The sequence below is a fragment of the Caulobacter sp. X genome (genome assembly GCF_002742635.1).
In the GTDB taxonomy this organism is placed as follows: Bacteria; Pseudomonadota; Alphaproteobacteria; order Caulobacterales; family Caulobacteraceae; genus Caulobacter.
Map to the genome: position 1 here is coordinate 700,893 of NZ_PEGF01000002.1, position 19,804 is coordinate 720,696.

At 68.4% G+C, this 19,804-nt stretch carries 18 protein-coding genes; 11 read left to right on the top strand and 7 right to left on the bottom strand.

Annotated elements, in window-relative coordinates; genetic code table 11:
* Positions 1-93 precede the first annotated feature (93 nt).
* The 5 genes from CSW60_RS15575 (at position 94) to CSW60_RS15595 (ending at position 8,160) form a co-directional block, all read left to right on the top strand.
* The gene (locus CSW60_RS15575) at positions 94-2,463 is read left to right on the top strand and encodes a TonB-dependent receptor (RefSeq protein WP_099538228.1); all 2,370 of its coding nucleotides are present in this window, start codon (positions 94-96) and stop codon (positions 2,461-2,463) included.
* A gap of 126 nt (positions 2,464-2,589) precedes the next feature.
* A complete protein-coding gene (locus CSW60_RS15580; protein WP_099539151.1) occupies positions 2,590-3,876 on the top strand; it encodes an amino acid permease in 1,287 nt (428 codons plus the stop codon).
* On the top strand, positions 3,873-5,159 hold the full coding sequence (locus tag CSW60_RS15585; RefSeq protein WP_099538229.1) for an amidohydrolase family protein: 1,287 nt from the start codon (positions 3,873-3,875) through the stop codon (positions 5,157-5,159). Before CSW60_RS15580 ends, CSW60_RS15585 begins: the two co-directional genes overlap by 4 nt.
* 193 nt (positions 5,160-5,352) lie before the next feature.
* On the top strand, positions 5,353-7,692 hold the full coding sequence (locus CSW60_RS15590) for a TonB-dependent receptor (protein ID WP_099538230.1): 2,340 nt from the start codon (positions 5,353-5,355) through the stop codon (positions 7,690-7,692).
* A gap of 231 nt (positions 7,693-7,923) precedes the next feature.
* Positions 7,924-8,160, top strand: a complete 237-nt coding sequence (locus tag CSW60_RS15595; RefSeq protein WP_099538231.1) for a hypothetical protein — start codon at positions 7,924-7,926, stop codon at positions 8,158-8,160.
* Positions 8,161-8,454: 294 nt separating this feature from the next.
* Here CSW60_RS15595 and CSW60_RS15600 read toward each other — a convergent pair whose 3' ends face one another.
* From CSW60_RS15600 to CSW60_RS15610, 3 genes are all read right to left on the bottom strand, one after another.
* The gene (locus CSW60_RS15600) at positions 8,455-9,075 is read right to left on the bottom strand and encodes a TetR/AcrR family transcriptional regulator (RefSeq protein WP_099538232.1); all 621 of its coding nucleotides are present in this window, start codon (positions 9,073-9,075) and stop codon (positions 8,455-8,457) included.
* Between the two features lie 121 nt (positions 9,076-9,196).
* Entirely contained in the window at positions 9,197-10,342 is a 1,146-nt protein-coding gene (locus tag CSW60_RS15605; protein ID WP_099538233.1) for an aromatic ring-hydroxylating dioxygenase subunit alpha, read from the bottom strand.
* Positions 10,339-11,982 carry an NAD(P)/FAD-dependent oxidoreductase gene (locus tag CSW60_RS15610; RefSeq protein ID WP_099538234.1) on the bottom strand — a complete coding sequence of 548 codons (1,644 nt, stop codon included), beginning with the start codon at positions 11,980-11,982 and terminating at the stop codon, positions 10,339-10,341. Before CSW60_RS15610 ends, CSW60_RS15605 begins: the two co-directional genes overlap by 4 nt.
* Before the next feature lie 260 nt (positions 11,983-12,242).
* On the opposite strand from CSW60_RS15610, the gene CSW60_RS15615 reads away from it, so the two are divergent.
* Positions 12,243-12,440, top strand: coding sequence for a hypothetical protein (locus CSW60_RS15615; RefSeq protein ID WP_099538235.1), 198 nt, complete (start codon positions 12,243-12,245; stop codon positions 12,438-12,440).
* A gap of 2 nt (positions 12,441-12,442) precedes the next feature.
* Here the strand turns inward: CSW60_RS15615 and CSW60_RS15620 are convergent, their stop codons facing one another.
* Positions 12,443-13,804: a PLP-dependent aminotransferase family protein gene (locus CSW60_RS15620; RefSeq protein ID WP_201723072.1), complete on the bottom strand. Its 1,362-nt coding sequence runs from the start codon at positions 13,802-13,804 to the stop codon at positions 12,443-12,445.
* Positions 13,805-13,854: 50 nt separating this feature from the next.
* Here CSW60_RS15620 and CSW60_RS15625 point away from each other — a divergent pair, with 50 nt between their 5' ends.
* The gene (locus CSW60_RS15625) at positions 13,855-14,265 is read left to right on the top strand and encodes a DUF983 domain-containing protein (protein WP_099538237.1); all 411 of its coding nucleotides are present in this window, start codon (positions 13,855-13,857) and stop codon (positions 14,263-14,265) included.
* A gap of 142 nt (positions 14,266-14,407) precedes the next feature.
* On the opposite strand, the gene CSW60_RS15630 is transcribed toward CSW60_RS15625, so the two are convergent.
* Positions 14,408-14,866 carry a carboxymuconolactone decarboxylase family protein gene (locus CSW60_RS15630; RefSeq protein ID WP_099538238.1) on the bottom strand — a complete coding sequence of 153 codons (459 nt, stop codon included), beginning with the start codon at positions 14,864-14,866 and terminating at the stop codon, positions 14,408-14,410.
* Positions 14,867-14,960: 94 nt separating this feature from the next.
* Here CSW60_RS15630 and CSW60_RS15635 point away from each other — a divergent pair, with 94 nt between their 5' ends.
* The gene (locus CSW60_RS15635; protein ID WP_099538239.1) at positions 14,961-15,815 is read left to right on the top strand and encodes a sigma-70 family RNA polymerase sigma factor; all 855 of its coding nucleotides are present in this window, start codon (positions 14,961-14,963) and stop codon (positions 15,813-15,815) included.
* Between the two features lie 3 nt (positions 15,816-15,818).
* On the opposite strand, the gene CSW60_RS15640 is transcribed toward CSW60_RS15635, so the two are convergent.
* Positions 15,819-16,127: a polyhydroxyalkanoic acid system family protein gene (locus CSW60_RS15640; protein ID WP_099538240.1), complete on the bottom strand. Its 309-nt coding sequence runs from the start codon at positions 16,125-16,127 to the stop codon at positions 15,819-15,821.
* A 130-nt stretch (positions 16,128-16,257) separates the two neighbouring features.
* On the opposite strand from CSW60_RS15640, the gene didA reads away from it, so the two are divergent.
* Both didA and dgcA read left to right on the top strand, forming a co-directional pair.
* Positions 16,258-16,464, top strand: a complete 207-nt coding sequence (gene didA / locus CSW60_RS15645) for a DNA damage-induced SOS-independent cell division inhibitor A (RefSeq protein WP_099539152.1) — start codon at positions 16,258-16,260, stop codon at positions 16,462-16,464.
* Positions 16,465-16,494: 30 nt separating this feature from the next.
* Entirely contained in the window at positions 16,495-17,499 is a 1,005-nt protein-coding gene (dgcA, locus tag CSW60_RS15650; RefSeq protein ID WP_099538241.1) for an N-acetyl-D-Glu racemase DgcA, read from the top strand.
* An 11-nt stretch (positions 17,500-17,510) separates the two neighbouring features.
* Here the strand turns inward: dgcA and CSW60_RS15655 are convergent, their stop codons facing one another.
* Positions 17,511-18,464, bottom strand: a complete 954-nt coding sequence (locus CSW60_RS15655) for a helix-turn-helix domain-containing protein (RefSeq protein ID WP_099538242.1) — start codon at positions 18,462-18,464, stop codon at positions 17,511-17,513.
* Positions 18,465-18,563: 99 nt separating this feature from the next.
* On the opposite strand from CSW60_RS15655, the gene CSW60_RS15660 reads away from it, so the two are divergent.
* The gene (locus CSW60_RS15660; RefSeq protein WP_099538243.1) at positions 18,564-19,787 is read left to right on the top strand and encodes an acetyl-CoA acetyltransferase; all 1,224 of its coding nucleotides are present in this window, start codon (positions 18,564-18,566) and stop codon (positions 19,785-19,787) included.
* Positions 19,788-19,804: the final 17 nt, after the last annotated feature.

Consider the following 19,804-nt stretch of genomic DNA (forward strand, 5'->3'; position numbering starts at 1 on the left):
CGGAATTGACGCCGGACCTCGATTTCCAATCTTGCCGGACTCTTGGGCGCGGGTCGAACATCGTTCCCTCAAATGGGGTGAGGGGAACGAAATATGGCGTCGGGATGGGTTCGTTCGAGGAAGGTTGGCGCCTATTCGGCGGCGCTGTTGGCCTCGACCATGATGACGGGTCTGGCCCACGCCCAGAGCCAGGCCGCGCAGAGCTCGACCGCCCTCGAGGAGGTCGTGGTCACCGCTCAGAAGCGCTCCGAGAACCTGCAGGACGTGCCGGTTAGCATCCAGGCGATGGGCGGCGAGAAGCTTGAGCAGCTGCAGGTCGGCGCCTTCGTCGACTATGTGAAGTACCTGCCCAGCGTGTCGTTCACGACCAGCGGTCCCGGCTTTGGCCAGGTCTATATGCGCGGCGTCGCCAGCGGCGGCGACGGCAACCACTCGGGCTCGCTGCCCAGCGTCGGCGTCTATCTGGACGAACAGCCGGTCACCACGATCCAGGGCGCGCTGGACGTCCACGTCTACGACATCGCCCGGGTCGAGGCCCTGGCCGGCCCGCAGGGCACGCTGTACGGCGCCAGCTCCCAGGCCGGCACGCTGCGGATCATCACCAACAAGCCCACCTCGACCGGCTTCAAGGCCGGCGTCGATCTGGAGCTGAACCAGGTGGATCACGGCGGGACCGGCCACACGCTGGAAGGCTTCGTCAACATGCCGCTGTCGGACAAGATCGCCGTCCGCCTAGTGGGCTGGGACGTGCGCGACGCGGGCTATATCGACAACGTCGCCGGCTCGCGCACCTACACCCGCGGCGACGACGACAAGTCCAACGACGTCACCATCTTCAACAAGAACCGGGTCAAGGACGACTACAACACCGTCTACACCCAGGGCGGCCGCGCGGCCCTGCGCATCGAGCTGAACGACAACTGGGTGGTCACGCCCCAGGTCATGGGCCAGGTGCAGAAGGTCGGCGGCCTGTTCGCCTATGATCCCAAGGTCGGCGACCTGAAGGTCACCCACTTCTATCCGGAGAGCAGCAAGGACAAGTGGGTCCAGGCGGCCATGACCATCGAGGGCCAGGTCGCCAATCTGGACGTGACCTATTCGGGCTCGTACCTGAAGCGCAACGACGTCACCAATTCGGACTACACCGACTACTCGTACTTCTATGACCAGGTCGGCTACGGCTTCTACTGGACCGACAACGCCGGCAATCTGGTCAATCCCTCGCAGTACATCCAGGGCAAGGACCGCTACCGCAAGGAAAGCCACGAAATCCGGATCGCCTCGCCGCAGGACCAGAAGCTGCGGTTCGTCGCCGGCGGCTTCTACCAGAAGCAGAAGCACAACATCTTCCAGAACTACAGGATCGACGGCCTGGGCAGCGACCTGTCGGTGCCGGGCTATACGGGCACGATCTGGCTGACCAAGCAGAACCGCGTCGACCGCGACAAGGCGGTGTTCGGCCAGGTCGAGTACGATATCACCGACAAGCTGATGCTGACCGCCGGCATCCGCTTCTTCAAGGCGCACAACACGCTGGTCGGCTTCTACGGCTACGGGAAAGGCTACGGCTCGACCGGCGAGAAGGCCTGCTTCAAGGCCGCCGTGGTGCCCGGCTCGCCGTGTACGAACCTGGACAAGGGCGTCAAGGAAAGCGGCAACGTTCCCAAGGTGACGCTGACCTACAAGATCGACGGCGACAAGCTGGTCTACGCCACCTATTCGAAGGGCTTCCGGCCCGGGGGCATCAACCGGCGCTCGACCCTGCCGCCGTATCAGGCCGACTATCTGAAGAACTACGAAGCGGGCTGGAAGACCACCTGGTTCGACAACAGCTTCCGCTGGAACGGCGCGGTCTATCTGGAGGACTGGACCAACTTCCAGTTCTCGATCCTGGGCGCCAACGGCCTCACCGAGATCAAGAACGCCAACCAGGCGCGCATCAAGGGCGTGGAAAGCGACATCACCTGGGTTCCGGTCCAGGGCCTGACGATCAACGCCTCGGCCGCCTATACCGACGCCAAGCTGAGCGCGAACTACTGCGGCTTCACCGACAGCGCCGGCAACCCGATCACGACCTGCGCGACCCCGCAGGCGCCGGACGGGACGGTCTTGCCGGTGACCCCGAAGTTCAAGGCCAACCTGACCGCGCGCTACGTCTTCAGCCTGAAGGACTGGGACGCTTTCGTGCAGGGCTCCTTTGTCGGGCAGACCAGCAACTGGACCGACCTGCGCCTGAAGGAGCGCGCGATCATCGGCCAGCAGAAGGGCTACACGACGCTCGATCTCTCGACCGGCATGGACAAGGACGGCCTGTCGCTTTCGCTCTACCTGAAGAACGTGTTCGACAAGCGCGCCAGCCTGAACCGCTACGCCGAATGCGCCGAGAGCGTCTGCGGGACGCAGTACTACATCGTGCCCAACCAGCCCCGCACGCTGGGGATCAAGTTGGGCAAGACGTTCTAGTTCAAGCTGAAGAAGACGAAGGGGCGGTCCTGAGGGCCGCCCCTTTTCGTTTCGTCTCTTCCCCGCGTGACCGGGGAGAATGGATTTGATGTGAAGACCTCCGGTTCCAAGCCGCTGGGCCTCTGGATGTGCGTGGCCCTGGTCGTGGGCAACATGATCGGCTCGGGCGTGTTCATGCTGCCCGCCTCGCTGGCGCCCTACGGCTGGAACGCGGTCTTCGCCTGGCTGATCACCATCGCCGGCGCCCTGTGCCTGGCCCTGGTGTTCGCCCGGCTGGCCCAGGCCTTTCCCCGCGCCGGCGGTCCTTTCGCCTATACCGAGGAGGCCTTCGGCCGCCCGGCGGGGTTCCTGGTCGCCTGGTCGTACTGGATCTCGGTCTGGGTCTCCAACGCCGCCCTGGCGATCGCCGCCGTCAGCTATATGAGCGTCTTCTTCCCGGCGCTGGCAAAGACGCCGGCCCTGGCCGCGGCCGTCACGGTGGGCGTGGTCTGGATCGCCACGGCCATCAATTGCGCGGGCGCGCGCTCGGCGGGCTGGACCCAGCTTCTGACCACGATCCTCAAGCTGTTCCCGCTGGTCGCCGTGGCGGGCCTGGCCGGGCTGGTCCTGTTGCGGAAGGGGGAGGGGGCGGTCATGCCGTTCGAGCCGTCCGCCCTTTCGGCGAGCGGGATCACCGCCGCCGGGGCCCTGACCCTGTGGGCCATGCTGGGCGTGGAGTCGGCGACCATTCCGGCCGAACAGGTCGATCAGCCCGCCCGCAACATCCCGCGCTCGACCCTGTTCGGCACGGCCTTCACCGGAGTCATCTACCTGGTGGTCTCGGGGGGCGTCCTGCTGCTGACGCCGGTCGCCGTGCTGAAGGGCTCGAACGCGCCGCTGGTGGATTTCGTCGCCTATCACGGCGGCGGCGACCTGCGCCTGGTTCTGGCGGCGTTCGCCGCGATCAGCGCCCTGGGCGCCCTGAACGGCTGGGTGCTGCTGCAGGGCGAGATGCCGGCGGCGATGGCGCGCGAAGGCGTGTTCCCCGCCTGGATGGGCAAGGCCAACGCCGCCGGAACTCCGGTGCGCGCGCACCTGCTGTCCAGCGGCCTGGTGACGATCCTGGTGCTGACGAACTACGCCAAGTCCCTAGCCGACGCCTTCACCTTCATGGCCCTGCTGTCCACGGCCTCGAGCCTGTTCGCCTATCTCTTCTGCTCGCTCGCCGTGTTGAAGCTGGGGCGCGCGGGGAAGATGCCGATGTCGTGGGGGCTGGCCGTCGTCGCGGGCCTCGCGGCGATCTATTCGGCCTGGACCTTCTATGGCGCGGGCTGGTCGGTGACCTTGTGGGGTCTGGTGCTGCTGGCGGCCGGCGCGCCGCTCTATGTCTGGATGCGGCGCGTGGCCCGCCGCGCGTCGGAGGTCGGAGAATGATCGCGCGTTTCGTCCTGGCCGCCCTGGCGGCGTCTCTGGCCACGGCCGCGACGGCGGGCGAGGTCTCCTATGTCCGGGCCGGACGGCTGATCGACCCGCAGTCGGGCAAGGTCGAGACCGGCCGCCTGATCCGCATCGAGGGCGGCAAGATCACCGCCGTCGCCGCCTGGAGCGCGCCGCCCAAGGACGGCCCTGTCACGGACTGGAGCAAGCTGACGGTCCTGCCCGGCCTGATCGACATGCACACCCATCTGGTCGACGACGAGCAGAGCGAGAACATCGCCCAGCCTCTGATGAGCAGCGCCTCGCGGCAGGCCTATGTCGGCGCGGCCCACGCCCGCGCCACCCTGATGGCTGGCTTCACCAGCGTGCGCGACGTCGGCAGTTGGCGAGCGTTCAGCGATGTCGCCCTGCGCGACGCGATCGAGGCTGGCGATGTGCCCGGGCCGCGCATGTCGGTGGCCGGGGCCTATGTCACCGCGCCTGGCGGCGGCGGTGAGATCACCGGCCTCGCGCCCGACGTCACGATCCCGGCCGAGATGCGGCGCGGCGTGGTCGAGGACGCCGCCGACGTCCATCGCAAGGTCCGCGACCTCCTGGTCCACGGCGCCGACTTCATCAAGCTGATCGCCACCGGCGCGGTGCTGACCGAGGGCACCGAGCCCGGGCAGCTGGAGCTCTCCGAGGACGAGATCCGCGCCGCGGTCGAGGAGGCCGCCAAGCGCGGGACCTACGCCACCGCCCACGCGCACGGCGCCGAGGGGATCAAGACCGCCGTCCGCGCGGGCGTGCGTTCGATCGAGCACGGCTCGCTGATCGACGACGAGGGCATCGCCCTGATGAAGGCCAAGGGCGCCTTCCTGGTTGCCGACATCTACAACGGCGACTTCATCGACACCTATGGTCGCGAGCACCACTGGCCCGACGGCATGATCCGCAAGAACCGCGAGACGACCGACGCCCAGCGGGAGGGCTTTCGCAAGGCGGTGAAGGCCGGGGTCAAGATCGCCTACGGCACCGACGCCGGCGTCTATCCGCACGGCTGGAACGCCCGCCAGATGCCCTACATGGTCAGGTACGGCATGACGCCGATGCAGGCGATCCAGTCGGCGACCACGGTGGCGGCCGAGCTGATGGGGAAGACCGGGCGAGTGGGGTGCGACGCGCCGGGCTGCTTCGCCGACCTGATCGCGGTGGCGGGCGATCCGCTGTCGGACGTTTCCGTCCTGCTGACCGTGCCCAAGGTGATGAAGGGCGGGGTCGTGGTGAAGGATGAACGCTAGGCGGGAAGCGCGGGCGTGGCTCGTGCGCCGGATGCATGGTCACTGCTTTGGCGCGCTCAGCGTGGCAGCGCGGTCGGTTAAAAAACGGTCATAAACAAAGCAAACTCTTATATAGATCTATAAGCCGTTCTCGTTATTCCGAGTCTTCGGAGGATGATGTCCGAGGTGTCCAAACATACCTTGGGGATATATAATGAGTTCCGGTGCGTTACCTGATAGAAATGTTGGCAAGCTAAACCTGGTCACGCCTATTATTTTGGCGTCTGTCCTTGGTCTGGCGGGCGTCGCTCAGGCTCAGGAGACCAAGAACGAAGTCGACTCGGTCGTGGTGACGGGCAAGCGGGTGTCGGAAGCCGCGATCGCCGTCGGCACCGACCAGGCCACCGCCACGGTGTCGATCACCCGCGAGGCGCTCCTCTCGGCGCCGGCCGGCATCACCGGCCTGAAGATGCTGGAGTCCCTGCCGGGCTTCAACGTCCAGGCCAACGACGCGCTGGGCATGTACGAGTTCGGCAACTCGGTCACCGTGCGCGCCTTCAACTTCCAGCAGGTCGGCTTCCTGCTCGACGACATCCCCATGGGCCGCAGCGACCAGTTCGGCGGCAGCCCGATCTATCGCTATGTCGACAACGAGAACCTGCTGCGCGTGACCGCCTCGTCGGGCGCCGGCGACGTCTCCTTGCCCAGCTATGCCTCGCTGGGTCCGATCGTCGACTACTTCACCCAGAAGCCCAGCGAGACCGCCGGCGGCAAGGTCAGCCAGACCTTGGGCGAGGACAACCTGACCCGCACGTTCCTGCGTCTGGAGACCGGCGAGCACAAGGGCTTCTCGGCCTACGCCAGCGGCTCGGTGATTAACAGCGACCAGTGGCGCGGCCCGGGCACGATCGACCGCGAGCACTACGAGGGCAAGATCCGCTGGGATTTCGAGGGTGGCGACCTGTCGTTCCAGACGGTCCACAACGACTATTTCGACTACGACTCCCCGTCGTTCACGATCGCCCAGTACAAGGGGACGGCGGGCGACATCTATGGCCGCAAGGGTCGTGACTTCGGTTACGTCGGCTACATCGCCAACCTGGCGCCGACGTCGAGCGGCCTGAAGTACTCCAACGCCAACTACGCCCAGTATTACAAGTTCGGCCTGAACGCCCGCAGCGACCACCTCTATGGCGCGACCCTGCACAAGGACCTGGCCGAGAACCTGCGCTTCACCGGCACGGTCTATTACGAGAAGAAGGACGGCTGGGGCTCCAGCGGCGTCGGCTATGACACCGCGCTGACCTACTACAACCAGCAGAAGGCCGTGGTTCCGGGCCTGAACGCCCCGCTGGGCCTGCAGTTCGGCATTTCCCAGATCGACGGCGTCCGCAAGGGCGCGACCGGCAAGGTCACCTGGAATCTCGGCGACCACAGGATCGAGGGCGGCGCCTGGTACGAGGACGACGACTATCACCAGTTGTCGAACACCTTCAACGTCGCCGACGGCTCGCCCGAAGGCGCGCCAAACTTCAGCCAGCCCGTCTATCGGACGCGCAACTACACCTCCAAGCGCGACACCTGGGAAGGCTTCCTGAAGGACACCGTCGTCCTGGCGGACGGCAAGCTGAAGGTGGATGCGGGCTTCCGCATGCTGAGCGTCGACTACCAGATGCTGGGCAAGCGCAACCGCGAGGACTTCCGCTACAGCCAGACCGCCAATCTGCGGACCACCTGGGAGGATCTGTTCCTGCCGCAGGTCGGCGCGGTCTACACGATCGGCCGCGGTCAGGTGTTCACGTCGTACTCGGAGAACATGTCGCTGCCGCGCGGCGCCGACGCCGTCTACTACACGCCGGCGACCGTCAATGTGCCCGCGCCCAAGGCCGAGACCTCGAAGAACATCGAGCTGGGCTATCGCGCCAACCACCCGACCTTCAACGCGTCGGTGGTGACCTACTACACCAGCTTCCAGAACCGCCTGCAGTCGTTCAGCGAATACCTGCCGGGCACCACGTCCCTGGAAACCTACTATCAGAACGTCGGCGGCGTGCACGCCTACGGCCTGGAGTTCAGCGGCCAGTGGAAGCCCGAGGCGCTGGGCGGCAAGATCTATTTCAACACCAACGCCTCGTATAACCACTCGGTGTTCGAGGACGGCTTCTCGGCGCGAAACAGCTCTGGCGCTCTGGTTTCCTACGCCTTGAAGGGCAAGAGCGTTCCGGACTTCCCGGAATTCGCCCTGCAAGGCGGGGTGACGTTCGAGCCGGTGGATTGGGCCGTCATCAACCTGTCGACCCGCCACATCAGCGATCGCTACAGCAACTTCGACAACAGCGAGAAGACCAAGGGCTATACGCTTTGGAACCTCTATGTCGACCTGGGCGAGGGCTTCAACTACGGCCCGCTCAAGGACATCAAGGCCCGGATCAATGTCGATAACATCTTCGACAAGGACTATCTGGGCACGATCTCGACCGTCGTGACCGGCGCGGCCAACTACCGCTCTGGTCCGCACCGGACGGCGCAGTTCACCCTCTCGGCGGGCTTCTAGTCGAGAGGCGGCCGGGGACGAGCGTCGCGCGACGTCCGTCCCCGGATCGCTTGGCCCGTGCGGCGATAAGGAGAAAACAGAGATCTCACCCGTGCGGGTGAAAAACCGCACATCCGGCGTTGGCCCGGATCATGCATTGTGCATCGCAGCGCAATTTGATTGTGCGATCGCGAAACAACTGTCATGTGGACGTGGTTAGTGCCACGTTAAGTCGTCTCCAGGAGGTCTCCGATGACCGAGAATCACTATTACGTCCGCCCGGTTTCCGGCGTCTGGCACGTGACTTGGAACGACTCGGCCGAGATGATCGGCTGCTATTCCTCGCAGCACGAAGCCGAGGCCCTGGCCCAGCTGCTGGCGCGCCACATGCGCGAGCAGGGCCGCAAGGCCCAGGTCCATGTGTTCGAGCCGGAAGCCCGCGTTCCCGCCTGGGGACGTAACCGCGCCGCCCATCGGGCGGCCGCCTAAAGCGTTTGCGCTTGCATGACATCGTGCAAGACGTGCAGAACGCTCCCGAGCAAGCGTGCAGAGTGTGTCCGCCATCAAGTCGCGTAACAGTTCCGGCGGACATGGGCTGAAGAGATCGAACGGATCGTCGCCTCGAAAAAGGCTCAGTACAGACGGTACGTTCCACGACAAGGGGGCGCCCGGTCTTCCCGGCGAAAGCCGAAACCGAAGCGCAGGGGTGGTGGGATTGGCGCTGCAACGACAGCGAGCCCCGGCGACTTCTATGCCCGGCTTTCGCTGGGAAGATCGGAAACTCTAAGCTTCTTTCGGAAGCCAGGCTTCCAGCGCGCGGGCGATGATCCGCGCGGCCTCGTCCGGGCCGAAGGTCGCCGGGTCGAGGCACAGCTCCAGCCATAATCCGTCCACGGTCGCGGTCAGGGCGATCGCCGCCTGGCGCGTATCCCGCGCGCCGGCGTCGGCCAGCAGGTGCTCCAGCCTCGCTCGGAAGTCAGCATAGGACGCCGCGTGGATGGCGGCCATGCGCGGCTTGGTCTTGACCAGGCTCCAGAAGCCGATCCAGGCGGCCAGCAGGTTCGGGTCCAGCACCGGCGGCGCGAAGCTGGCGGTCAGATAGGCCAGCAGCCGCGCGCGCGGCGTCGGCGGGGCGGCGGCGAGAGCCGCCTCCAGCGCCGCGTCGATCCGCTGGCCGACCGCCTCGTAGGCGCAGGCGATCAGCTCGTCGACGCCCTCGAAATAGTGCCCCAGCAGGCCCGGCGACACGCCCGCCTCGGCGCAGATCGCCCGCACGGATGTCCCCCCGACGCCCTCGCGCGCCAGCACGGTCTCGGCGGCGGTGATCAGCGCCTGGCGGCGCACGTCGGGGGCGGCTCTACTAAAGGCGGCGCGTCTTTGCGCCCCCTCCGTCACGGCGCGTATCCGCGCCGCGCCTCCTCCCCCGCTGCGCGAGGGAGGAGGAACCGCGTCATCCTCACCCGTGAAACGGGGGAGGTGGATCGATGCGAATACGCATCGAGACGGAGGGGGCGCTCAAGCAGCCTCACCACCCCTCCGGCGGCGTCGCCATCCGCGCTTCCGGCACAAGCGCCCGGATCTTCCGCCCAAAGCTCCTCAACGACACCTCGCTGGTCGCCAGCGGTCCGGCGGTGAACGTTCGCGAGGCCATGCCCTGCTGCACCCGGGCCACCAGTTCGGTGTCCTCGGCGTTGACCTGGCGGTTGATGCGCCAGTTCAGATAGCGGGCGGCCTTCATCTCGCGGCGATCGTCGGGCAGGGCGTAGGCGATTTCGCGGATCATGGTCTCCGTGGCCGAGATCGGGATGAACTGCATGAAGTCCACCTGGTCCGGATAAATGTCGAAGGCGAAGTTCGGCCAGAGCTTGAAATAGGTCCACAGCCGCTTGCGGTCCTCGGGCAGGTGCGGGACGTCGGGCAGGATATCCTGGTACAGCCGCTCGGACGGATTGCGCGACGGCTCGTCGATCAGCTGGCCCCACATCTTGTCGACGAACGCGTGGGCCTCGACGCCGTAGCCCTTGCCGAACAGCCGCGTCAGGCCTGGGTGGGCGACGGGAATGTGCAGGCCGTCGGAATAGTTGTCGCTGATGTTCTTCCAGTTCACCGCGCGCGGCCGCAGCGTCACGCGGCCGAACGGCTGCAGGTCCTCGAAGCGGTAGTGGGCGACCTCGTGCTCGTAGGGCGCCATCATCGTCGCGACGCTGGGACCGTCTCCGCCCAGCCGCACGAAGACGAAGCCGCGCCAGACCTCGACCTCGATCCGCGCCAGGCCTTCTTTCGCCATGTCGAGGGCCGGATAGTCCTCGCGCATCGGCACGCCGATCAGCCGGCCTTCCAAGTCGTAGGTCCAGGCGTGGTAGGGGCAGACGATCCGGCCCCGGCCGCAATGGCCCACCGGCCCGTCCAGCAGCCGCGCGCCCCGGTGGCGGCAGACATTGGCGAAGGCCTTGACGCCGCCGTCCTTGCTCCGGACCACGACCAGGCTCTCGCCGATGAAGTCGAAGGTGTGGAAGTCGCCGGCCTTGGGGATGTCGTTCAGATGACAGACGATCTGCCACGAGGGCCGGAAGATCTTCTCCTGCTCTTCGCGGAAGAACCGCTCGGAGTGATAGATCCAGCCGGGCAGGCCCCAGTCGGAGAGCGGGTCGTCGTTGGGGATCTGGGTCATCGGCCTTCCACCGACAGCTTCACCGCCAGAGCGAAGTCCTTGTCGCGCAGGATCTCGCGCGCGGCGTTGCGGCCCGGATTGCCCGAGACCCCGCCGCCGGGATGCGTGCCCGCGCCGCACATGTAGAGCCCGGCGATCGGGGCGCGGTGGCTGGCGTGGCCCAGGAACGGCCGGGTGGCCCACAGCTGATCCAGCGACATGTGGCCGTGCATGATGTCGCCGCCGATCAGGCCGAACTTTCGCTCCAGATCCAGCGGCGACAGGATCATCCGTCCCAGGACCGAGGCCTTGAAGCCCGGGGCCCAGCGCTCGACCGTGTCGATGATCAGGTCGGCGGCCGCCTCGCGCTCATCGTCCCAAGACCGGCCGTCCGGGAGGGTCGGGGCGAACTGCTGGCAGAACAGGCTGGCCACGTGCTGTCCCGGCGGGGCCAGGGACGGGTCGATGGTCGAGGGGATGAGGATCTCGACGATCGGCGCCTTGCTGATCCCGCCCGCCTTGGCGTCGCGATAGGCCGCGTCCATGTAGTCGAGGCTGGGGGCGATCACGATCCCCGACTGGTGGTGCTCGGCGACGTCCTTGCCCGGCAGGCAGGTGAAGCTGGGCAGCTCCGACAGCGCCACGTTCATCCGGAAGGTGCCCGAGCCGTTCTTGTAGCCGTCCACGGTCTTGCGGAAGTCGGGCGCCAGGGCCGAGGGCGGGACCAGTTTCTTGTAGAGCAGGGCCGGATTGACGTTGGCGCTGACGATCGGGGCCATGATCTGGCGGCCGTCGACCAGCTGGACGCCCGCGGCCTTCTTGCCCCCAGGGGCGCTTTCGACGTGCACGGCCTCGACCGGCGCGTCGAGCAGGATCTCGACCCCGGACGCCTGGCAGGCTTTCGCCATCGCCTGGGTGATCGCGCCCATGCCGCCGACCGCGTGGCCCCAGGCGCCCTTCTTGCCGTTCACCTCGCCGAAGGTGTGGTGCAGCAGGACATAGGCCGAGCCGGGCGTGTCGGGGCTGGCGAAGTTGCCGACCACGGCGTCGAAGCCGAAGGCGGCCTTGACCGGGTCGCTCTCGAACCAGCCGTCCAGCACGTCGCGCGCGCTCTTGGTGAAGAGGTCCAGCAGGTCGCGCTTGCGCTCGCGCGGCAGCATCGCCAGGCGCCCGCCCTGACGCAGGGCCCGCAGGAAGCCCGGCAGGCCGTCGCCCAGGTTCGGCGGCGTCTCCTGGGCGAAGGCGCGCAGCACGTCGCCGATCTCGTCCAGCATGGCGTAATAGGCCGGCAGCACCTCGGCGTCGCGGCGGCTGTACTTGCGGAATTCTTCCTGGGTGCGCTCCAGGCCCCCGCCCAGCTTGATGTACTTGTCGTCACTGAGCGGCAGGAAGTTCGAGATCGGCCTCTCTAGAAACGTCAGGCCATGGTCGCGCAGGCCCATGTCGGCGATCACGCGCGGGTTCAGCAGGCTGACCGTGTAGCTGGCCACCGAGTTGCGGAAGCCCGGGTGGAACTCCTCGGTCACCGCCGCCCCGCCAACCACGCCCCGCGCCTCGCAGACCGTGACCTTCAAGCCCGCCTTGGCCAGGTAGAAGGCGCAGACGAGGCCGTTGTGGCCCCCGCCGATAATGACGGCGTCGCGGGTTTCGGTCGCGGCCATGGTCGTTCTCCCCCGAGTGTGTGAGGAAGTGTTGCTGTACGATCGTACAATAGGCAAGAGGGCCAATCCTCCCCCCAGCGGGGGAGGTGGCGCGAAGCGCCGGAGGGGGAAGTGCTTGAGCGCTTGCCTCTTCCCCCCTCCGTCGTCTCTTCGAGCCGACACCTTCCCCGCCAGGGGGAGGATTTCCGGGCGATCCGCGTTGAACTTGAACCCCGGCCCCTCTAGATCAGCGCCTCATCTTTCCGGGAAGGACCCTCCCCATGGCCAAGCTCCTGCCGCTCCAATCATTCAGCCTGCAGGAGACCGAGGACGGCTATCGCCTGCTGGTCTCGGCGATCGGCGGGGAGTCGCTCTACGTCTCGATCACGCCCGACCAGATGGACGACATCATCGACAGCCTCGAGAACGCGATGGGCGGCGAGGAAGTCGGCGAGGACGAGGACGACGGCGAGTACTGAGGTCAGCCGTACAGGTTGGCCAGCGCCCGCAGGCCCCGCGCCAGGGTCGGGCGCTTGCCGGCCGCGCCCAGCGAGATCCGCAGGCCTTCGCCCGTGACGCCGGGCGCCCTGAAGGTCTCAGCGCCCACCAGCGCTAGGCCGTGCGCCGTGGCCGCCCAGTCGGCGCGGGCGTCCGGCAGCCAGACGTGCAGGCTCTCGGGCCCGCCGACCGCGCCGGGCAGCAGCTCGTCCGCCAGGGCTCGCCGAGCGATCGCCTCCTCCCGGACCCCCGCCAACACGCGCCCCGCCACGCCCTCGCGGATCCAGCTGGTCGCCACGGCGGCCATCAGCGGCGGCGGCATCTGGGCGATGGCGTGGAGGGCGGTGGCGAAGCCCTCGGCCCGTCCCGGCGGCGCGACGACATAGGCCACGCGCAGGCCCGGCGAGAGCGTCTTGGCGGTGGTGGCGACATGGAACACGCCCTCGGGCCACAGGCTGGCGAGCGCGGGCAGGGGGCTGGCGGGCAGCAGGCCGTAGGCGTCGTCCTCGATGATCGTGACGCCGGCCGCGCGGGCGACCGCCACGACCGCCTCGCGCCGGGCCAGGCTCATGGTCGCCGCCGTCGGGTTCTGGAAGGTCGGGGTGCAGCAGATCAGGCGCGGACGATGCTCCGCGATGAGGCGCGCCAGGCCTTCGGGCTCCAGCCCCTGGTCATCCAGCGGACAGCCGATCACCGTCAGGCCGCGCCGCGCCGCGGTCGCTAAAAGGCCCGGATAGGCGAAGGCCTCGGCCAGGATCACGTCGCCGGGCCGGGTCAGGTGGTCCAGCATCGCCGACAGCGCCGTCTGGGCGCCGCTGGCGACGACGACGCGGGCCGGATCGACCTCGCCCAGGTTCGGGGCCAGCCAGGCCGCGCCGGCCGCTCTCTGGGCCAGCGAGCCCGCGCCGGAGTGATAGGCCATCAGCGTCGCCGGATCGGTGCGCGCCAGGATCGCGCCGGTCGTCTCGCGCAGCAGCGCCGCCAGGTTCAGGCCGGCGGGCGGCGGCGGCAGGTTCATCGAAAGGTCGACGAGGCCGGCCTCGCCCTCTTCCGTCCGTAAACGGATGAAGGTGCCGCGCCCGGCGGTCCCCTCGATCAGCCCGCGCTCGCGCGCCAGGGCGTAGGCGCGGGTGACGGTGGTGAAGTCGATCCCCAGCCGCCGGGCGACCTCGCGCTGGGCTGGAATCTGGTCGCCGGGCTGCAGCTCTCCTTCCGCCACCGCGTTTTCCAGGGCCTGGGCGATGCGGCGATAGGCGGGGCCCGACAAGGCCTCGGTCCGGCGCAGCCAGGCGGCGGCCGGATTCGGAGAGCCCTTAGTTGCGTCCATGAGTGAAGATCCATACATTATCTTCAAAATGTATGGATCAATCCTGCGATTGTAGGAAGGGGTCTTCGATGACCGACGACGTGTTCTACGACTCTCCGATCCCGATCGAGGCCGGCTTGAAGTGCTGCTGCCCGCGCTGCGGCCAGGGCAAGCTGTTCCAGGGCTTTCTGAAGCTGGCGCCCAAGTGCGACCAGTGCGGCCTGGACTACGGCTTCGCCGACCCGGCCGACGGCCCGGCCTTCTTCGTGATGAGCGGCGTCGGCATCGTCGTCACCGCCTTCTTCGCCTGGGCCGAGGTGGTCTGGCAGCCGCCGATCTGGGTGCACCTGGTCACGACCTTCCCGGCCCTGATCCTGGGATGTCTCGCCACGCTACGGCCGGTGAAGGCCTGGCTGGTGGCCTCGCAATACATCAACAAGGCCGAGGAAGGCCGCTTCGAAAGCCTGGGCCGCCACGACTTCGACGAGCGGCGGCTGTAGGTCGGTTCCCTCTCCCCTTGCGGGAGAGGGCGGCCCGTAGGGCCGGGTGAGGAGTTGCGCTCCGCTATCCGGAAACGCCTTTCGACCCCTCATCCGTCGGCTGCGCCGACACCTTCTCCCGCAAGGGGAGAAGGAAATCGCCTCACACCCCCAGCGTCCCCGCCACCTGGCGCGTCGCCGCGTTCAGGCGGTTCCAGACGTTGATCGCCGAGATGCTGATCAGCAGGCCGGCCAGCGCCTTCTCATCATAGTGCCGGGCGGCTTCTTCCCAGACCTCGTCCGAGACCGGATCGGCCTTGTCGGCGACGCGGGTGACGGCCTCGGCCAGCGCCAGGGCGGCGCGTTCGGCGTCGGTGAAATAGGGCGTGTCGCGCCAACCGGCCACGGTGGCCACGCGCTCGGGGCTCTGCCCGGACTTCAGCGCGCCGCGGGCGTGCATCTCCAGGCAGACGCCGCAGCCGTTGATCTGACTGACGCGCAGGTGCAGCAGTTCGTGCAGAGTCTCGGGCACGCCCTCGACGTGCGCGGACTTCGACAGGGCCATCATCGCCTTCATGGCGTCGGGCAGCAGGTGGGCGGGTTGGGTCATGCGGGCTTGCATCGCGATCTCCTTCGGTTTTGCTGACGCCGCCGGTCACGTCCGGCGATTTCGTTTCGTCGATGAGGTGACGAAGCCCGACGGAGCGATGTGACCGATGCCCGAACAGAATTTTCTCGCCGAGCGTTTCGAGGCCGATCGCGCCCGCCTACGCGGCGTCGCCTACCGGATGCTGGGCTCGCTGCCCGAGGCCGAGGACGCGGTGCAGGAGGCCTGGCTGCGGCTGTCGCGCAACGGCGCGGACGGCGTCGACAACCTGTCGTCCTGGCTCACGACCGTGACCTCGCGCGTGTGCCTGGACATGCTGCGCGGCCGCAAGGCGCGGCGCGAGGACGCGCTGGACGGCGGTCCGGAGCCCTCGGTCAGCGGCGAGGACGCCATCGAGCGCGAGACGATCCTGGCCGACTCCGTGGGCTTGGCCCTGCTGGTGGTGCTGCGCGCCCTGTCGCCGGCCGAGCGGATCGCCTTCGTGCTGCACGACCTGTTCGACCTGCCGTTCGACGAGATCGCGCCGATCGTCGAGCGCACGCCGGAAGCCGCCCGCCAGCTGGCCAGCCGCGCCCGCCGCCGGGTGCGGGGCGGCGAGGCGCTGGACGCCACCCAGACGGCGCAGAAGAGCGTCGTCGACGCCTTCCTGCTGGCCTCGCGCACCGGCGACCTGGCCGGGCTGATGGCGGTGCTGGCGCCGGACGTCGTGGTCCGCTCCGACGTGCTGGGCGGCGGCGGCCAGGTGCGCGAGCTGCGCGGCGCGGCGAAGGTCGCCAACTTCTACAACGGCCTGGCCCAGACCGCGCGCACGGCCTTGGTCGACGGCGAGATAGGCGCGGTCGTGGCCCCGCTGGGCCAGATGACCCGCGTGCTCGACTTCCGCGTCGAGAACGGCCGGATCGTCGAGATCTTCGTCGCCGGCGACCCGGAGCGGCTGGCGTCTGTGGAGGTGTCGCTGGTCTAGCCGCTACTTCAGCAGCAGCTGGCCGCGTCGGCTCAGCTCGTCCTTGATCTTGCCAGCGGCCATGCCCAGCAGGCCCGGCAGGCTGACGTCGAGGCGGGCGTGGTCGTCCAGCACCTGCACGACGCCGTTGATCGTCTGGCCCATGGCGGCGGCCGAGAAGTTCAGGGTGTCGCCGGCCCAGCTCTGGGTGAAGCGGCTGGGATCGCCGCCGGGGATCTGGCCGGCCATCTGCGACAGGCCCTCTTCCAGGCGGCGCTTGGCCTCGGCCGCGCCCAGCTGATGGGGGATGTTGATGCTGACGGTCTTGGCCATGGCGATCCTCTGAAGCTTACCCGTCAAAACGCGAAGCGGGCGCTTGGAGTTCTATACGTCCGTTTCTGGCGCAGGCGAAGGCCAAGGTGCTCGTCATCAGATGAAGCCCCTCGACCAGCAGAGCGACGACATGACCGACTTCGCCATCACCCCGCCGTTCGCCGCGCCGCGCCGCTTTGTCCGTCCGGGGCGTCCCGGCGGTCTCTTGGGCGCGATCCACTACGTCGGCGTGCTGCTCGTCTGGGCGGCGCTGTTCGTCGTCGACCGCCCCCTGGCGCTGAAGGTGATGGCCGAGCGCCGCGCGGACTCGCCGATCTCCCGTCGCTGGGGCTGGTGATCTAAGCCGAACGGCGCCATGCCTGCGGGCATGTCGATCGCCGTTTCCGCCCGCCCGGTCTCGCATCCGCTGAAGGCCCCGTTCCGCATCTCGCGCGGGGTCAAGACCGCCGCCGAGGTGATCGAGGTGATCGCGGCCGCTGACGGCCATGTCGGGCGCGGCGAGAGCGTGCCCTACGCCCGCTACGGCGAAAGCGTCGACAGCGTGTTGGCCCAGCTGACGCCGGCCCTGTCCGCCATTGATCCGGAAGTCGCCTGCGCCGCCTTGCCGCCGGGCGCGGCCCGCAACGCTCTCGACCTGGCGCTCTGGGACCTGCGCGCCCGACGCACCGGCGTCAGCGTCGCGGAGGCCACCGGCCTTCCCATTCCGCAAGACCTCGTCACCGCCGTCACGGTCAGTCTCGATGAGCCGGAGGCTATGGCCGCCGCCGCCCGCGCCGTCGCCGACGCGCCGCTGATCAAGATCAAGCTGTCGGCGCAGGATCCCGCCGCCCGCCTGCGCGCCGTGGCGGCCGCCGCGCCGGACGCGCGCTTCATCGTCGATCCGAACGAGGGCTGGACCTTCGACATCCTGAGCGACCTTGCGCCCCTGCTGGCCGACCTGCCGATCGCCCTGGTCGAGCAGCCCCTGCCGGCCGGCGAGGACCAGGCGCTGGAGGGCTGGGACCCGCCGTTCACCGTCTGCGCCGACGAAAGCGTCCATGTCGGCGGCGACCTCGCCGCCCTGCGCGGCCGCTACCAGGCGGTCAATCTCAAGCTCGACAAGACCGGCGGCCTGACCGAGGCGCTGGCCCTGCTGAAGGCCGCGCGGGCGCTGGACTTCCAGGTGATGACCGGCTGCATGGTCGCCTCGTCCCTGGGCGTCGCGCCGGCGCTGCACCTGGGCGGGGCGAGTGACTTCGCCGACCTCGATGGGCCGTGGTGGCTGGCCGCTGATCACCCCGGCGGACTGCGGGTCGAGCGCGGCCGTATCACGCCGCCGAAGGCCGGGTTCTGGGGGGATGGGGAAGAGGTCGAGGGGCTGTGGCTTAAATAGAAATCCTCCCCCTAGCGGGGGGAGGATTTGATCCGCGTATTCCCCAGATCCACCGCGCCCTCGCACGCCCCGCACCGCACCACCGGCTCCAGCCGCGCGCCGCACCGATGTGTCAGGATTTCCGGGCTTCCCTCGCTTCCAGCCAACCACCGATCGCCCCAGGCCATCAGCGCGACGATCAGCGGGAAGAAGTCGCGGCCTTCCTTGGTCAGCCGATATTCCCAGCGCTCCGGCCGCTTTTGGTAGCGGACCCGCTCCAACATTCCCCGCTCGACGAGACGCCCCAGGCGGTCGGTCAGGATGTTGCTGGCGACTTTCAGCTCGTCCTGGAAGTCGGTGAACCGGCGCTTGCCGTAGAAGGCCGCCGCCAGCACGTGGGCGGTCCAGCGGTCGCCGAGCACCTCGACGCCGCGCTCCAGCATGGGGTGTAGTGACGGACCCCCGACGTCGTCGCCGCGGGCCCGGCGCGAATGGCGGGCGGGGGGGGCGGGCTCCAGCCCCGCGCCAGGGCCGGGCGACAGCGTGATGTCGCGCACCTTCACCGCCTCGCCGCAGGCCTTGCAGACCAGCACGGGCCGCAGCGGCTGGCCGCAGGTCTGGTGGACGATCTGGTGCGAGGGGCAATCCGGATCAAAGCGCCAGCGCATCTCCCAGCCCAGCAGCATCAGCGCCGAGTCGTAGAGATCGCGGCCCATCGCCGTCAGCCGGTACTCGTAGCGGGGCGGCCGCGATTGATAGAGGACCCGCGCCAGCAGGCCGGCGGCCTCCAGGCGCTTGAGGCGATCGGTCAGCAGCGAGCGCGCCACGCCGGTCATGGCCGCGAAGCCGTCGAACCGCCTCACCCCCATGAAGGCCGCGTACAGGATCAGCAGGGTCCAGCGGTCGCCGATCAGGTTCAGCGCGCGGGCGGCTGAACTGCGGCGGACCAGGGCCGGGGAAGCGGCGGGGGCCTTCTGCGGGACCATGAAGCTTGGTGGGACGCTTCGGCGCGGCGTGTCAACGCCGTGGACTCCTGAGAGGTCGCTTGTATAATCGAACTAACTAGAAAAACGGGAGGAGCCGGCATGGTCTATGTGCTGGGCGGTTGGCAGAGCGATTTCGCCGCCAACTGGGCTCGCGAGGGCAAGGAGCTGGCCGACGCCTTCGCCGAGGCGGTGGGGCAGGGGCTGGCGGCCGTCGACCTGGAGCCGGCCGATGTCGAGACCGGCCATGTCGGCAACTTCGCCGCCGAGCTGTTCGCGGGCCAGGGCCTGTTGGGCGGCATGTTCGGCCTGGTTCACCCGACTTTCGACGGCCTCCCGACCGCGCGGCACGAGGCGGCCTGCGCCTCGGGCAGCGTCGCCATCCTGGCCGCCGCGGCCGAGATCGAGGCCGGGCGCTACGACCTGGCCTGCGTCGTCGGGATCGAGCAGATGCGCAACGTCCCCGGCCAGAAGGCGGCCGAGAACCTGGGCAGCGCCGCCTGGGCCGGCCACGAATTCCAGGACGCCCGCTTCCTGTGGCCCCGCGCCTTCTCCGACCTCGCCGACGAGTACGACCGCCGCTACGGGCTGAGATACGAGCACCTGATGGGCATCGCCGAGGTCAACTTCGCCAACGGCCGGCGCAACCCCAACGCCCAGACGCGGAGCTGGGACTTCGGCCCCGACGCCTTCACCGCCGACGACGCCGCCAATCCGGTGGTCGAGGGCCGCACGCGCAAGCAGGACTGCGGCCAGGTCACCGACGGGACGGCCGTGGTGTTCCTGGCGTCCGAGCGGCGCGCCAAGGCCTACGCCTTCCGACGCGGAATCCCGCTGGAGAGCATTCCGCGCATCAAGGGCTGGGGCCATCGCTCGGCGCCGCTCAGCTACGCCCGCAAGGTCGAGGCCAGCCGGGAGGCGCCTTACGTCTTCCCGCAGGTGCGCCGGGCGATCCTGGACGCTCGCGCCCGGGCCGGGATCGCGCCGGACGTCTCGGGGATCGACGCGGTCGAGACCCACGACTGCTTCACCGCAACCGAATACATGGCCATCGACCATCTGGGCCTGACCGCCCCCGGCGAAAGCTGGAAGGCGATCGAGGCGGGCGACATCGCCATGGGCGGCAAGCTGCCGATCAATCCCTCGGGCGGTTTGATCGGGACCGGCCATCCGGTCGGCGCGACCGGCGTGCGGATGCTGCTGGACGCCTGGAAGCAGACGTCCGGCCGGGCTGGGGACTACCAGGTCGAGGGCGCCAAGACGGTGCAGACCCTGAACATTGGCGGCTCGACCACGACGACGGTGAGTTTCGTCGTGGGGACGTAGGGTCAAAATCCTCCCCC